This window comes from Polaribacter litorisediminis, assembly GCF_019968605.1.
Lineage (GTDB): Bacteria > Bacteroidota > Bacteroidia > Flavobacteriales > Flavobacteriaceae > Polaribacter > Polaribacter litorisediminis.
On record NZ_CP082966.1, the window covers coordinates 4,117,108 to 4,133,783 of the forward strand.

Consider the following 16,676-nt stretch of genomic DNA (forward strand, 5'->3'; position numbering starts at 1 on the left):
AGTTCAATTCTCAAGAAATTGATGAATATATTTGTCAAAAAGATAAATCAAATCAGTAAATTTAATTAGCAGAAGTGCTTAAGGACAAATAGTTTTAAAGTGGGAATAGTTTTAAAGTTCTTTGATCTCATCAGCAATAATCCAGCCTAATTTGCCATCGGCTAGTTTAATCTTTTTCCAGTCGTCTACCCGATCTAAAACGATAACTTTTGTGCCTTCATGTAAAGTAAATACTTCTTCAGAGTTTAGAGTTGGTGCATTTCTTACTGCTGTTTTTTCTGCAAAAACGATGGCTACTTTATTTTTTTTAGTGAAATTATATTGATTGTAAGTAATAAAGAATGAGAAGATCAATAGTAAGAAGCTTACAGTGCTAGTGACAAAGTAAAAACGTTTTTTTGATGGAGAATCAGCAAAATAAAAGAGTAAAAACAGCAAGCTACCTAAAAAAGAAAAGACCACGACCACAATTGCCCATTGATTATAAGAGAGTTTTTGTAACCAATTTTTATTCAATTTCTGAAATACTGTTTTTGGTAATTCTTCTATATTATCTAAAGCTAAACGTTTTGCAAAAACTAAATTATTTTTTACATCTTCGTTTAAAGGATTTAGTTGTAAAGCCTTTTCATAATAATAAATAGAAGGCCCCACTTTATTTAATTTATAATAACAATTTCCTAGATTATAGTAGAGTTCAGAAGAAACGAATCCTTGCGTTTCTATTTTCTTATACAGTTCAATAGCCTCTTCAATTTTTTCGTTTTTATATAAATCGTTGGCATCTGTAAACAGTTCAGTTGTATTTTGTGCAACGACAGCGTTTGCAATGATCAACAATAAAAAAAGGATTTTTTTCATCTTATAATTGTTTATCTAATTCAACGATTACTTGTTTTGCTTTCTCAAATTCAGCTTTCATTTCTGTATTCGTAACAGGTGTATAACGTGCGAAATCAGAAGCTTTTAACACATCTATAAAGTGCATTATAGTCGTGTTGTTTATATTTCTGTCTTCAAGAATTTTTGTAATGTTTTCTTTACTGATATCCGCAATTTCAACACCTAATTTTGCTTTTAAATAGTTATGCAAAGCTCTTTCTAAAGCCTCATAAAAAGCTTCTTTTTTACCCAATTGTTTCTGTGCTTCAGACAAATATTTTTTAGCTAATTTTTCGGCTTTTCGTTGTTTTCTTCCAATAATGTCGCTATTTCGTTTTTGATTATTTTTAGCAATTAGAATTCCTATTGGAATGATTATTAATGGAAGAAAAAGAAGTGCATAAAAAAGATTTGATTGATAAAAATCGATGGATTCTTTTAAAGTTAGTGCTGTAGTGGTTTGAATGTATCTAAAGTTTTTTCCAGTCGAAACAACATTTCTCTTCGCTACAGTATTTGTATTATTCGATACTATTTCTTTTCCTTCTGTAACATCTACAAATAAATCATCTGTAGCGATGGTGGTATATTTTTCTGAACTAGGATTAAAGTAGGAAAAAGAAACGCTTGGTATTTTGTATTTTCCTTTGTATTGAGGCACTACAGTATAGGTATCTGTAACACCACCCGTCAAGCCATCGGTATTCACTTTTACTCTTTCTTTTCTTTCGGGTTGATATTTTTCTAACTCAGCAGGAGTTTGAACAGTCGGTAGTTCAAATAATTTTAAATTTCCTTTTCCTGAAACCGCTACTTTTATTTGTGACGATTCATTGGCTTTTAAAATATCTTTACTTAAAGAAACATCAAAGTTAAATTGACCCACTGCGCCTGTAAAATTCTCTGGTTTGCCTTCTAAAGGAAGACTTTTAGGACTAATTACTTTTTTAGCCGAAGCAAATTCTTTGCGAATATTTTTGGTAATTACGTTTCCAAAAAAATCTGCCCTGCCTGAGGGAACTCCAATAACAATATCCATTTTCATGGGATCTATCGTCAATTTTCCGGTCTTAGTAGGAATTAGTAATGCTTTCTGAAGGACAATGTATCTGTAATTTTCACCATTATATTTTCCCATTTTTACAGGAAAACCTTTGATGTCAATTTCTTGATTCCAGAAACCGTTGTATTGCGGAGCTTCGGTTACAGAAGTATCATAAACGCTTACATTTTCACTGACATATAATCTATATTCTACATAAATTCCTTCGCCAACAAACGGTTTAGATTTAGAAATTTCTGCAATTAAATGGATATTTTGTTGGGCAATATAATCAGGATCATTTGGGTTTTCAGGAACATCAATAGGATCTAAAACTATGATTTTAATCATTTTAGAATCGATGGCAGTTCTGTTAATTTCTATACTAGCTGGACCAATAATAAGCTCTCCTTTTCTTTTAGGTTGAAGAATATAGGAATAAGACTGAGAGAAACTTTTTTTTCCGTTAATCCAAGACTGGCTTACAGATTGGCTAGGACCTTGTATCACCTTAAAATTATTAAATTTAGGCGGTTTAAAATTATCTGCACCTTGTCTGTTAACAGAAAATTGAATTTTTAAACGTTGATTAAGACCTAATTTATTTTTACTCACGGTAACTTCTAGCGTAGGTTTTTGAGCAAATGCAGAGAGTGTTAGCAAACTTATGCATATCAAGAACCCTCTCCTAACGTTCTTGAATAGGAGAAAAGCAATACTTAAACTGGACTTTTTAAAATAATCTTTTAAATTCATACTAGGCAATTCTAACTTTTCTAAAAGGAAAGAAATTTTTGATTCTATTTTTATTTAATGTGATTGTAATTTCTTTCTTCTTAAGAAGGATTGGAGGCTACCAATCTTTTTCTTGTTTTACTTTTTTACCTTTTGCTTTTTTAGCATTCATTTTCTTTTGTGTCTTTTTTTCCTCGTTATTTAAACTTTCTAGCAATTGCTTAATTTGTTGAGGAGACATTTTTCCTTGTTGAGGTTTTGGCTTTTGTTTTTCGTCTTTTTTATCATCTTTTTTAGGATCTTGATTCTTTTTTTTATCTTCATCTTCATCTCCTTTACCATCTTTATCCTTGTCGTCTTTTTTATCTTTCTTATCATCATCACCTTCTTTCTTGTCTTTATCTTTGTCCTTATTTTTATCGTCCTTATTTTTTTTGTCTTTGTTTTTATCGTCTTTATTTTTGTCGTCTTTATTTTGCTCATTTTCTTTGTCAAGTAGTTTTTGAGCAACCGCTAAATTATAGCGCGTTTCATCATCTTTAGAATTGTTTCGCAATGAATTTTTATAAGCATCTACTGCTCCTTGATAATTTTTAGTTTCCATCATAGAATTACCAAGATTATGGTAGGCTTCTGCTTTTGTAAACTTGTCTTCTGCTGTTTTTGCTGATAATTCGTATTGAGGCGCTGCTTCTTTAAAATTTTGGCTTTCATACAAAGCATTTCCTAAATTATAACTTGCCTTATCGTAATTGGCGTTGTTGTCTAAAGCTTTTCTATAGGCAACAGAGGCATCTGTATATTTTTTTTGCGCATATAATTGATTGCCTTGTCTTACCATTTTTCTTGCTTTACGTTGCAAAGCAATAGAGTCTTTTTGTGCAAGCATTTTTGCTGATGAAAATAGCATTAAAAAGATAAGAATCGTTTGTATGTAAATTTTCATTTTAATTAATTTTTTGTTTTCTCTTCATTAAATAGATCTACTTTCTTTAACCATTTTGTTTTCTTATCGAACAAGAAAGTATCAAAAAGTAAAAATAAAATTCCGATGCCTAAAAACCATTGAAATTGGTCTTTGTAATCTGCAAATTGTTTGGTTTCAAACTCGCTTTTTTCGGCATTTGCAATGATTTCAGACATCCTTTTTACAGGGTTTTCAGTAACATTACCATCAATGTAGCGCCCGTTGGCAATGTCTGCGATTTCCTCTAAAACAGCGGCGTTCCGTTTTGTTATCACCGTTTCGCCTTGTCGATCTTTTTTATAGCCAATCATTGCACCATTTAAGCGCATCGGAATTGGTCCTCCTCTTTCTGTGCCAACTCCAACGGTATAAATCTTTACACCATCATTAAACAAATTTTGTGCCACTTGTTTTGTTTCTTCTTCATGGTCTTCACCATCAGAAATAATCACTAAAAACCGATTGGTTTGATCATCATTATTATAATAGGTTTTGGCCAATTGTAACGCTTCATTAATAGCCGTTCCTTGACTAGAAACCATATCTGGATTGGCATTTTGTAAAAACATATTTGCCGCCGCATGATCTGTGGTAATAGGTAAAAGAGGATAAGAATTACCTGCATAAATAATAATACCAACTCTATCGGAACCAAGTTTATCTATAATTTTTGAAATGATTTGCTTTGCTTTTTCTAGTCTGTTTGGGGCAATATCTTCTGCCAACATACTTTTAGAAACATCTAAGGCAAAGACGACATCTACACCTTCTCTTTTAACCGTTTTTAGTTTAGAACCCATTTTTGGATTTACCAAAGAAATCACCAAAAAAGCAATTCCCAAGGACAACATCATCAATTTTAAAACGGATTTAAATGTGGAGGAGTTGGGCGCTAATCTTTTTAGCAATTCAGTATTGGAGAATTTACGCTGCGTTCTTTTTTTCCACCATAAAACCAATAGAAAAACTACAATCATTGCTGGAATGACTGCTAATAGATAAAAATAAATTGGTTCTTCTAATTTGTACATCTCTTGATTATTGAAAGATTCAAAAATTCAAAAATTAAATTCAGTTTGTTTAATCTTTAAATTCTTCAATATTTTAATATTTTTAAATAAAGCTCTTAAATATTGTGTTTCTCAGTAAGAATTCTAAAAGTAAAAAACCAAGTGCCAAAAGCACTAAAGGTCTAAACATTTCTTGATAATTATAATATTTAAATTCTTCTATTTTTGTTTTTTCGAGTTTATCAATTTCATCATAAATCTCTGCTAATTTCGTGTTATCAGTTGCCCTAAAATATTGTCCGTTTGTTTCAGCTGCAATTTCTTTTAACAACTCCTCATCAATCTCTACTTGCTGTTTTCTAAAATTTAATAACCCTGTTCTTGGATCTTTACTCCAAGGAAAATCTGCCATTCCGTTTGTACCGATACCAATAGTATATACTTTAATCCCTAATTCTTTCGCTAATTCTGTGGCGGTTCTGGGGTCTATATTTCCGGAATTATTAACACCATCGGTTAGTAAAATAATCACTTTGCTTTTTGCCTTACTATCTTTTAATCGATTTACACTAGATCCTAAACCCATACCAATAGCTGTTCCGCCTTCTAATTGCCCCCATTTTAATTCAGAAATTGTACGTTTTACAATTCCCTTATCACTTGTAATAGGAGTTTGCGTAAAGCTTTCTCCTGCATATACAACAATACCTATTCGGTCATTTGGTCTTCTATTTACAAAATCTATTGCTACTATTTTTAAGGCTTCTAACCGGTTAGGGCTTAAATCTCTCGCCAACATACTTGCAGAAACGTCAATTGCCATTACAATGTCTATTCCTTTATTTGTTTTTGTTTTTTTACTTACAGAAACATTTCTTGGTCTGGCTAAGGCAACAATAATAGCCGCCAATGCTAATAATCTTAAAAGTGATAAGACTGGTTTTAGTTTCGATACGAAAGAAGATTTTGTTTTAAAACCTTTAATACTGGGTATTGTTAAAACAGCAGCATCTTTTTTTCTGACAAAGAAATACCAAATCGCTAATACAGGAATTAATATTAGCAACCACAAAAACTCTGGATTTAGAAATTCGAAATTACTCCAATTCATCATTCTTAATAACTGGTTTTGGTTTTAGATTATGCACTACTTCTTCGGCATCTTTTCGGTCTTCTTCTATTTCAGGAGCCAAAGGTTTTGATTTTGCAAACTTTACTAAATCTGCCTCACGCAATAAATCTTTTAATTTGTTAATGGTTTCTTTGTTTGTTTGAATCGCTTCTGAATCATGAAAATCTTTTAACATGTCTATAATTTCATCCGATGTTTTTTCTAAGGCAGGTACTTTAAGTTCGCGCTCAATGTAACCACGAATTATATCCGTTAATTCGCTATAATATTCTTTTACTTTATTGTTTTGCCAAAGTAGTTTTTCGTCTAATTCGTTTAATTTATAAATGGCCTCTTCAAAAGGAGGAAGTAATTTATAGGTAGGTTCCTCTTCTTCAATTTTTCTTTTTCTGATTACAAAATAATAAAGCCAAAAGCCAATAATGAGTAAAGCCGCAATGAGTAAATAGATATAAATTTTAAAATCATCAAAAACATATGGTTCTTTTTTGATTGTTTTTATAGGGTATTTTTTAATTTTAGTGGTATCAATAGCTACCGTTGCTACTTTTATCAATAAGGAATCTGTTAAATAAGCTTGGTTTTTAACAAAAACTTGTTGTTGAGGTATGTAAAAAGCGCCACTATCAAAACCAGTGATAATATATTTTTGAATAAGCATATTACGAAGCGTATCGATTTTTGCGGAATCGATAATTTCTAAACCTTTGAGTTCTAATTTGGGTAGGATTACATTTTCTATTTCGTTTACAGAAATTCTAAAATTAAACTGTTCACCAATTTTAATGCTAGAGGTTTCTACCTGCGCTTTTACCATTGGATTTTGGCTAAAGACAGTATGGCTGAAAATTAGGAAAATAAAAAAGAACAAAAAGCCTCTTACCTCAATCCTCTTTCCGAAAGGAAAGGAATACTTGGCTTGTACTTTTTTATGCATTTTTTGAAATATGTTATAGGTACTTATTGTTTTCAATTTTTATTTTGTTTTACTCGTCATGAGTTTCTTCCTTTTAAGAAGATTAAGATGGGCTTTTTTATTTCCCTTTATATTTAAAATAGCCTAATAATTTTTTTACATAACTTTCATCAACCCTTGTGTTAATAGTGCCGGCACCGCCTCTTTTAAAGGTATTCATGTAATAATCAGCAAGCCTTAAAGCATTGGCTTTGTAATTTCTTCTAGTTGTTTTAGACGATGTATTCACTAGTTGAATAGCTCCAGTTTCTGAGTCTAACATAGGAACCATTCCTAAATTCGGAATTTCTTCATCGTGCTTATCATACACTCTAATACCCGTTAAATCGTGTTTGTTAGCTGCAATTTTAAGTGTTTTTTCATAATCATCATCCATAAAATCAGATAGCATAAAAACAATTGCACTTCTTTTAATGACACTAGATAAAAATTTTAAAGCTGCCGCAATATTTGTTTTTTTACTTTTTGGATGAAATTCAATCAATTCTCTAATGATTCTTAAAACGTGGCTTTTTCCTTTTTTAGGCGGAATAAACAACTCAATATCATCAGAAAATAAAATTAAACCTACTTTATCGTTATTTTGAGTGGCAGAAAAAGCAAGGGTTGCTGCAATTTCTGTAACCGTATCTTTTTTAAATTGTGAGGATGTTCCGAAAGATTCTGAACCAGAAACATCCACCATTAACATCATGGTTAATTCACGCTCTTCTTCAAAAACTTTAATATAAGGTTCGTTATAACGCGCAGTAACATTCCAGTCGATGGCTCTTACATCATCACCAAATTGATATTGGCGCACTTCAGAAAAAGTCATACCTCGTCCTTTAAAAGAGGAATGGTATTCGCCCCCAAAAATATCATTAGACAAACGCTTTGTCTTAATTTCTATTTTACGAACTTTTTTGAGTATTTCTTTGGTATCCATTTGTTGAATTGTCATTTAACATTTATCAATTATCGGTTTCACATTTTAAACAAATAATTGTTCAGTGATAATTGTTTATGGCACTTCTACTTCATTAATAATTGAATTAATAATATCTACAGAAGTTACATTTTCTGCTTCTGCTTCATAGGTAATGCCAATTCTGTGACGCAAAACATCAAAAACAACAGCTCTTACATCCTCTGGAATTACGTAGCCTCTTCTTTTTATAAAAGCATAACATTTTGCCGCTTTTGCTAAATTGATACTTCCCCTTGGCGAAGCTCCAAAACTGATTAAATCTTTTAAATTGGGTAAATTATATTTTTCAGGATAACGCGTTGCAAAAATAATATCAAGAATATATTTTTCGATTTTTTCGTCCATATACACTTCACCAGCAATTTGTCTCGCTCTTATAATTTGTTCAACAGAAACCACAGGATTTACATTGGCAAATCCTCCTGTTAAATTCTGACGCATAATTATTTGTTCATCTTGTAATTTCGGATAGTCGATCACAACCTTTAACATAAATCGATCTACCTGAGCTTCTGGTAAAGGATATGTACCTTCTTGTTCTACAGGGTTTTGTGTTGCCATTACTAAAAAAGGTTCATCCAATTTAAAGGTCGTATCACCAATGGTAATTTGGCGTTCTTGCATGGCCTCTAATAATGCAGATTGTACTTTTGCAGGTGCTCTGTTAATTTCATCTGCTAAAACAAAGTTTGCAAAAATAGGCCCTTTTTTAATCATGAAATCATTTTCTTTCATGTTATAAATCATGGTTCCAACAACATCTGCAGGTAATAAATCTGGCGTAAACTGCACTCTACTAAAACTTGCTTGAATAGCTTTGGACAAGGTATTAATTGCTAAAGTTTTTGCCAAACCAGGCACTCCTTCTAATAAAATATGACCATTACCGAGCAAACCAATCAACAAACTTTCTATCATTTGTTTTTGCCCAACAATTACTTTATTCATCTCAAAAGTAAGAATATCTATAAAGGCACTTTCTCTTTCTATTTTTTCATTAATAGCTCTTACATCTACATCCATTGTAATATTGTGTATTTCATGTTAAATTTTATAACAAACAAAGCTACAATATTAGCAAAATTTTTCTTGTTAAAAGAAGGTTAAAGATGATTCATTATTTTTTTATTATTTTTAGGGCTACCTTTACAGAAGACATTTTATTATGGAAAAATTACCAGATAAGTTTATATGGAAATCTTTGAAAGAAGGTGATTTAAACGCATTTTCTATTCTTTTTGAAAGTTACTACCCCAAATTACATAGTTATGGTTTAAAAATATGTAAAGACATTGCTTTAACAGAAGACACTTTGCAAGATTTCTTTTTATATGTATTTGAGCATAGAGAAAATTTGAGTGATTTAGAGACCATTGCACCGTATCTTTTTACATCTTACAAACGCTTTTTAATAAGAGTGATGAAAAAAAACATGAAACTAAAACATTCCGATTCTTTCGATGATACTTTTATAGATCTTCAGTTTACGGTAGAAGAAGTGATGACAAATCAAGAAACAGAAAATTTTAAAAACAGTAATCTTACCGTTCTTTTAAATAAGCTACCAAATAGGCAAAAAGAAGCTATTTATTTAAAGTATTATAGTGATTTGAAAGCCGGAGAAATTTCCGAAATTATGGGTATTAATTACCAAAGTGTTGTCAACACGCTCTACAAAGCGCTTAAGAATTTGAAACAGGAAATTTCTATTTTAAAATTATTTGACTAAACTTTTATAAAATAATAGAGTATAAAAAACATAAAAAATACTTATTTAATTAGACTTACACAAATCAAATAATGATTCATAAAAAATATACCTCAATTGATGATTTTCTAGAAGACGTCTCTTTTCATAATTGGGTTTTGCAGAAAAATGCCACTGATGTTCATTTCTGGGAATTTTGGATTGCCAATAATCCTGAAAAAAGAGAGCTGGTTAATAAAGCCAAAGCTCTTGTTTTGGGGGTTTCTTTTAAGAAAGATTTTGTAAGCAAAGAAAAAGTTGCTTTCGAGTGGAAAAAATTAGAATCTACAATTAAGGCCCAAAACACAATCTCAAAACGAAAAGTAAGATTTTTAAAACCATTAACTGTGGCAGCTTCAATACTTTTAGTAGTTACGCTTGGTTTTTATTTTAAAAATAGTTTCTCTAAAATTACACATAGAACACATTTTGGCGAAATTTTAAACATTAAGTTACAAGACGGCAGCGATGTTACTTTAAATTCAAACTCTAGCTTATCGTATTATAAAAATGAAAGTAGAAAAGTTTGGTTGTCTGGAGAAGCTTTTTTTGAAGTTGATAAAAAACTAGAAACCAACGCAAAATTTTTGGTGCTAACCAATGATTTAACTGTAGAAGTTTATGGAACTTCTTTTAATGTAAACTCTAAAAATAAAAAGACCGCAGTTTTTTTGGAGGAAGGAAAAATTTGGTTAAAACTTAAAAATGGCACCGATAAAAAAATGATTCCAGGCAACTTTATTACGTACTCTTCTGAGAAAAAAGAAATTTTAGAGGATAAAAATATTTTTAATGCTACCATAAAAACTTCTTGGAAAGATGGATCTTTACTTTTTGATAACTTATCTTTGATTGAAGCCATGAAAAAAATAGAAGAATCTTATGGTTTTTCTATTATTTTTAAAGATGATGAAACTAAAAAAATTAATATTACGGGGGCTGTTCCTACAACAAATATTGACATTTGTATCAAAGCAATTGAAAAGTCTGTAGATGTCGTTATCGAGAAAAAAGACAATAGTTTAATCATCAGTAAAAAATAGCTTTCATTTTAAATTGATAAAATGGTCCAAAACTCAGTACTTTTAAAATTCTTAGTGCTCTTCTTTGTGCTTTTTTTTTTTCAAACTGCTGTTGCTCAAAAAGACAAGAAGCAAACTATTCCGTTAGTTAAGTTATTAGATAAAATTAGCAATACTCATAAGGTATTCTTTACGTATAGCAGCAATCTCTTATCGAACAGCAAGGTTCAAGAAAAAGGGTTTTTAAATTTATCGCTTAATGAATCTATTTCATTATTAGAAAAATTAACGTCGTTTTTTTTCGATGACTTAGGAAATAATTATTATGTTGTTTATCCGAAGAAAGAATTTAAAAAAAAGCAACTTAAATCAACATCAAAAATAAAAACTAGCCTTCAAAAGAATAATTCTTTAAACGTAGATAAAATTATAATTGAAGGGATCGTTTTAAGCTCAGACAATGTACCTTTAAACGGTGCAACCTTACAAGAAGAGGGTTCTTTAAAGGGAATAACCACGAATATCGATGGTACTTTTAAGTTTGAAATTAATCCTAATAATCTAGTAACAATTTGTTTTATTGGTCATAATTCTAAAACACTAAAGCTTGTTGCAAATAAGTTTCAAACCATTGTGTTATTGGCAGGTCAGGAGTTGGATGAGGTAAAAGTTGTAGGCTCTAGAAATATAAATAGAGTAGCGAATGACACGCCCGTTGCCATTGATTTTATAGATATTCAAAAAACGGCTACCAGAAGCAGTCAAGTAGAATTAAATCAATTTTTGCAATATATAATTCCATCTTTTAACGCTACAAAACAATCGGGTGCAGATGGTGCAGATCACATAGATCCGGCAACTTTAAGAGGTTTAGGACCCGATCAAACATTGGTTTTAATCAACGGAAAAAGAAGGCATCAGGCATCTTTAATCAATTTATATGGCACCAGAGGCAGGGGGAATTCGGGCACGGATTTAAATGCGATTCCTATTTCCGCTATTAAAAGTATAGAATTATTAAGAGATGGTGCTTCGGCGCAATATGGCTCTGATGCTATCGCGGGCGTTATAAATATTGTATTGAAGGATTCGGATAATGAACTGAATGTAAACGCTACTTTTGGGTTTAATAATGCAAATAGTCATCAATTTTTTCCGAATCAAGTAGATGGTTTTACTTATAAATTAGGACTCAATTATGGAACCAAAATTAACAAAGGAGGTTTTCTAAATTTTACGACAGAGGTTTTGTCAAGAGACAATACTTTGAGACAAGGTACCGCGGCAAGAGAAAACTTTGGCCAAGCAGCAGTTAAAAATATAAGCCTTTTTTTTAATACGGAAATTCCGATTTATAAATACACAAAAATATATGCTTTCGGAGGCTTTAATCATAAAAATACGGAGGCGTTTGCTTTCACTAGGACTCCAAATAGTGAAAGAAATGTTTTGGATTTGTATCCTTCAGGATTTAACCCATTAATAACTTCAAACATTCTCGACAATTCATTTTCTGTCGGAATGACTACAGTATTTAAAGATTGGAATATTGACATCAACAATACGTTAGGAAGAAATAATTTTCATTATTTAATTAAAAATACTTTAAATGCTACCTTAGAAGAAAATTCTCCGACCGAGTTTGATGCTGGCGGACATGAATTGATTCAAAACACCACAAGTATCGATTTTTCCAAGTATTTTTTGGCAAAATCATATGGATTTAATGTTGCTTTAGGATTGGAGTATCGATTGGATAAATACAAAATATTTTCTGGAGAAGAAGGGTCTTATAGTTCTTACGATGTTAATGGTAATTTGGTAGATTCAGAAACTCCAGTTGCTAATTATAGCATGTATAACCAGGTTGTTAGGCCGGGAGGTTCTCAAGGTTTTCCAGGATATGCTCCAGAAAATGAAGTAGACAGAAACAGGTCTAATTTTGGTTTTTACTTAGATACAGAGATAGATTTCTCTAAAAAATTCATGCTCGGTACTGCATTGCGTTTAGAGTATTACACAGATTTTGGCAGCACCTTAAATTACAAACTCGCCTCAAGATATAAATTGTCTAAGAAGTTTAATGTTAGGGGTTCTTTCAGTACAGGTTTTAGGGCGCCTTCCTTGGCTCAAAATTTTTACAATTTAACATTTACTAATTTTATTGGAAATACACCCACAGAATCACTTTTAGTAGCTAATAATAGTCCTATTGCAAGAAGATTTAACATTGATGAATTAAAGGAAGAAAAAGCAATTAATTTTAGTTTAGGTGTAGCGGCAAAAGTTAGCTCAACAATTAATTTTACAGCAGATGCTTATTATGTTGAGATTAAGGACAGAATTATTTTAAGTGGTAATTTTGATGCGTCAGATTTAGGTTTAAATATTCAGAATGTTCAGTTTTTTGCAAACGGAGTTCATACAGAAACTACAGGAATTGATTTGGTCTTAAATTGGAAAAAGAAATTTGAAAACAGCCAATTAACTTTCGATTTTTCTGGAAACATGAACAAGATGATTATTGCAGATATCAATAATAAAACATTAGATCAAGAAACTTTCTTTGGAGTAAGAGAGCAACAATTTTTGCTAGCTTCTGCACCAAGTAGTAAATTTAATCTAGGCATTAAATATCAATACAAAAGACTTCAAACTTCTTTAAATTTTACAAGATTTAGTCAGATTAAATTAATCGACTGGCAAATAACAAAAGACTTAGAGAACTTTAATAATTCTGAAACAGAAAGGTTACGTGCCGCGACAGACATTTACCAACCAAGAATAACTACCGACCTTCATGTTAACTACAAAATAAATAAAATCATTAACCTACAATTCGGAGCAAATAATCTGTTAAATGTGTATCCTACAAAACAAAATGATTTTACAGATAGTGGAGGTTTATGGGATGCTACACAAATGGGTTCAAATGGTTCTTTTTACTACACAAAATTGAACGTAAAGCTTTAATCGTTGCATAATTTATTGCTTTCTTTTATTTTTTTTAAAAATAATTAAATTTTTAGGAGTATATTTTTCTGTTACTCGCTTATGTAATAAATGGGTTCAAACTTTTTGATAAAGTAAAGACCAAACAAAAACATTTATTAATTAATAATTTATTTATGAAACAAAAGTATTTTTTAAAATTTTGTACCATCGCTTTTATGTTTATGCTACCTCTAGGGATAATGGCACAAACAGTAAAAGGAAAAGTTACAGATTCATCAGGAGAGGCATTGCCTTACATGAATATTGTAGAAAAAGGGAACAAATCTAACGGAGTGGTTTCTGGGGATAACGGTGAATTCTCGATAACTTTTAAAAGTTTACCAGCAACCATCATTATTTCTTCTATGGGTTTTAAAACAAAAACTGTAAAAGTAACAAACACCTCTTTTTTAACAATCATTGTAAATGAAGATAACGCTTTAGATGAAGTAGTAATTACAGGGTCTAGAACACCAGTAAGATCGAATACTAAAAGTCCTTTACCTATAGATATCGTTTCTTCAAAAGATTTAGTAGCCACAGGGCAAACTACTTTTGATAAGGCTTTACAATTTAAGATTCCATCTTTTAATACGGTTCAAACACCAGTAAATGATGCAACATCTTTATTAGATCCTTATGAAATTAGAAACATGGGACCTAGTAGAACCTTAATTTTAATCAACGGTAAACGTAAAAATTTATCTGCGCTATTATACACACAAACATCTCCAGGTAGAGGTGAAACAGGTTCAGATATTTCAGGAATTCCTATTGATGCCATTAAAGATATTCAGGTTTTAAGAGACGGAGCATCTGCTCAATATGGTTCTGATGCCATTGCAGGGGTAATTAATATTATCTTAAAAGACAACGTTGATGGAGGCTCTGCAACCTTAAGAACAGGAATGACTTCAGAAGGAGATGGAGAAATGTTTGGGGTTTCTGTAAACAATGGTGCTTCTATTGGAGAAGACAAAGGATTTGTGAACTATACTGTAGATTTTTCTAAAACAAGCTTAGCAAATAGACCAGGTACTGTAGATGCAGCTGGTGAGGCAGCAGATTTTGGAGCCAATATTGCAGATGTGAATGAGTTTTTAAGTAGAAACCCAGATGCTAACAATATTAATGGTTCGCCAGAAACAGCGGCTGCTAAATTTTTAGTGAATGGAGAGTATAATTTAAGTGATGAGTCTAAAGTATATTTTAATGCTGCATTTATCAATAAGAAAGTAAATTCTTTCGCAAACTATAGAACTCCGTATTGGAGATCTGTAGATGCCTATCCTTATTTGGCAGATTTTTTTCCTGGCGATAACCCAACGACTGCAGGTGGTTATGACGGATATGTTCCTACTTTTGAGGGAGATTTAAATGATTATAACGCTACAGTTGGTTTTAAATCAATTATTAATGACTGGAATGTAGATGCTAGTTTTACAACAGGAGGAAACACTCAAACATATAAAGTAAACCAATCTCATAACAGAAATGTGGTATATTCTCCATCTACTTGGGTAGATGCTAACGGTAACGGTGCGGTAGATGCTGGTGAAATTACCGAAGGATCTCAATTATATGGTAGTAACTCTAAACAATCTTTTGATCCAGGAGGAACAGGATTTTATCATAATGTTGGGAATTTAGATATTTCTAAAATTCTTACAGATAACTTAAGTGTTGCTTTTGGTACCGAGTTTAGATATGAAACTTTTGAAGTGATTGAAGGAGAATTAGCTTCTTATGATGGGGGTGGTGCAGATTCATTTGCAGGAAACAGCCCAGAAAACTCAGGTAAATTTACCCGTTATAATTTTGGTGGTTATGCTTCTTTAAACTGGAATCCAGTAGAGAATTTAACTTTAGATGGTACTATTAGAAGTGAAAACTATTCTGATTTTGGAAACGCTTTTGTTTGGAAAGCAAGTGGAGCTTACACTATTAGCGATAAGTATACTTTAAGAAGTTCTTTATCTACAGGTTTTAGAGCACCAACCTTACACCAAATTTATACACAAAAAGCACAATATAGTTTTGTGCCAGGACAAGGTATTCAAGTAGGTGGTTTGGTAAACAATGTATCTTCCCAAGCGCAATTATTAGGAATTGATAAATTAGATGCTGAAACTTCTACGAATTTTACTTTAGGTTTAGGAGGTAAAGTAAATAAAAACTTAAGCTTTACAGTAGATTATTATAGTATTAATGTTGAAGACAGAATTGTTTTAAGCACCGAGATAGGACCTACAGCTGCTGGTAATACTGCTTTAGATCAAGTTTTAAATGCAAACAATTTAAGTGATCTTAGTTTCTTTACAAATGCCATAGATACAAAAACATCTGGTATCGATGTGGTAATTGGTTACAATAAGATTGAAGCAGGAGAAGGGATGCTAGGTTTTAATTTATCTGGAAACTATGTGATAGAAAATGCAAGAGACGGTGCTGTTAAAAATCCTTCAATTGTAGCGTCAGCAGGTCAATCTGTTGTAAACCAAACACAAGAAGCTTTATTCTTTACCTCAAGACCAGAAACAAAATGGATTTTAGGAACTACTTATGATGTTGGTAAATTCGGATTTAATTTAAACAATACATTTTTCGGTAAAACTACATTTTTTCAACAAGGTTTAGCCACAGAATCTGTTGCCGTTAGTGAAGCATATCCTACTGGAGAAAGATATAGTCTTAGAACAGAATTTACACCTAAAGTTGTAACTGATTTAGGAATTAACTTTAATGCAACCGATAAATTGACATTTGCCTTAAACATAAATAATTTGTTTAATGTATTGCCAGAATGGGGCTTTAAAGCAGAAACACCAACAGGAGAGGCTATTTTAGCAGATCCTGCACAAGTTAAAAACCAATCCAATCTAATTACTTTTAATCAGCGTTATTCTCAAATGACGTATGATGGTTCTCACTTTAGTCAATTAGGAACGATGTTCAATTTATCATTGAATTATCAGTTTTAATCAACTAAGTATTTGAATTATTTTAAAGAGGCTGTCTGAAAAGGCAGTCTTTTTTTTGCATTTTTTCTGATGTTTTTTATACCAATTTGTGTTCTAAATGGCGTATTAAAAATTTGAATTATTTTTTATCCAGTTTAGGAATAAAATTTAAGCACAGCAATAGTTAAGGTTCTATTTTATGACGACAAATGGGTGAAAAATAAACTAATTTTATACGG

The 16,676-nt window shown here is 31.4% G+C and carries 12 protein-coding genes; 4 read left to right on the forward strand and 8 right to left on the reverse strand.

Going from position 1 to position 16,676, the window contains the following annotated elements:
- Nucleotides 1-111: 111 nt before the first annotated feature.
- From K8354_RS17595 to K8354_RS17630, 8 genes are all read right to left on the reverse strand, one after another.
- Nucleotides 112-861 carry a tetratricopeptide repeat protein gene (locus tag K8354_RS17595; RefSeq protein WP_223443938.1) on the reverse strand — a complete coding sequence of 250 codons (750 nt, stop codon included), beginning with the start codon at nucleotides 859-861 and terminating at the stop codon, nucleotides 112-114.
- A gap of 1 nt (nucleotide 862) precedes the next feature.
- Nucleotides 863-2,587 carry a BatD family protein gene (locus K8354_RS17600; RefSeq protein WP_223443940.1) on the reverse strand — a complete coding sequence of 575 codons (1,725 nt, stop codon included), beginning with the start codon at nucleotides 2,585-2,587 and terminating at the stop codon, nucleotides 863-865.
- A gap of 190 nt (nucleotides 2,588-2,777) precedes the next feature.
- Complete coding sequence (locus K8354_RS17605) at nucleotides 2,778-3,605, reverse strand: tetratricopeptide repeat protein (protein ID WP_223443942.1); 828 nt, start codon at nucleotides 3,603-3,605, stop codon at nucleotides 2,778-2,780.
- 5 nt (nucleotides 3,606-3,610) lie between these two features.
- Nucleotides 3,611-4,657 carry a VWA domain-containing protein gene (locus tag K8354_RS17610; protein WP_223443943.1) on the reverse strand — a complete coding sequence of 349 codons (1,047 nt, stop codon included), beginning with the start codon at nucleotides 4,655-4,657 and terminating at the stop codon, nucleotides 3,611-3,613.
- A gap of 82 nt (nucleotides 4,658-4,739) precedes the next feature.
- A complete protein-coding gene (locus tag K8354_RS17615) occupies nucleotides 4,740-5,747 on the reverse strand; it encodes a vWA domain-containing protein (RefSeq protein WP_223447720.1) in 1,008 nt (335 codons plus the stop codon).
- Complete coding sequence (locus tag K8354_RS17620) at nucleotides 5,734-6,705, reverse strand: hypothetical protein (protein WP_437440133.1); 972 nt, start codon at nucleotides 6,703-6,705, stop codon at nucleotides 5,734-5,736. Before K8354_RS17620 ends, K8354_RS17615 begins: the two co-directional genes overlap by 14 nt.
- 97 nt (nucleotides 6,706-6,802) lie before the next feature.
- Nucleotides 6,803-7,672, reverse strand: a complete 870-nt coding sequence (locus tag K8354_RS17625) for a DUF58 domain-containing protein (protein ID WP_223447722.1) — start codon at nucleotides 7,670-7,672, stop codon at nucleotides 6,803-6,805.
- Nucleotides 7,673-7,747: 75 nt separating this feature from the next.
- Complete coding sequence (locus K8354_RS17630; protein ID WP_223443945.1) at nucleotides 7,748-8,737, reverse strand: AAA family ATPase; 990 nt, start codon at nucleotides 8,735-8,737, stop codon at nucleotides 7,748-7,750.
- Between the two features lie 142 nt (nucleotides 8,738-8,879).
- Between K8354_RS17630 and K8354_RS17635 the strand changes: the two genes are divergently transcribed.
- The 4 genes from K8354_RS17635 to K8354_RS17650 all read left to right on the forward strand — a co-directional run bounded on the left by K8354_RS17635 (nucleotide 8,880) and on the right by K8354_RS17650 (nucleotide 16,458).
- Nucleotides 8,880-9,443, forward strand: coding sequence for an RNA polymerase sigma factor (locus tag K8354_RS17635; RefSeq protein WP_223443946.1), 564 nt, complete (start codon nucleotides 8,880-8,882; stop codon nucleotides 9,441-9,443).
- Nucleotides 9,444-9,514: 71 nt separating this feature from the next.
- Nucleotides 9,515-10,504: a FecR family protein gene (locus K8354_RS17640; protein ID WP_223443947.1), complete on the forward strand. Its 990-nt coding sequence runs from the start codon at nucleotides 9,515-9,517 to the stop codon at nucleotides 10,502-10,504.
- A 21-nt stretch (nucleotides 10,505-10,525) separates the two neighbouring features.
- Nucleotides 10,526-13,456 (forward strand): TonB-dependent receptor, encoded by a 2,931-nt coding sequence (locus tag K8354_RS17645; protein WP_223443948.1) that lies wholly within the window; start codon nucleotides 10,526-10,528, stop codon nucleotides 13,454-13,456.
- A 155-nt stretch (nucleotides 13,457-13,611) separates the two neighbouring features.
- Nucleotides 13,612-16,458, forward strand: a complete 2,847-nt coding sequence (locus K8354_RS17650; RefSeq protein ID WP_223443949.1) for a TonB-dependent receptor — start codon at nucleotides 13,612-13,614, stop codon at nucleotides 16,456-16,458.
- The last annotated feature ends 218 nt before the right edge of the window (nucleotides 16,459-16,676 follow it).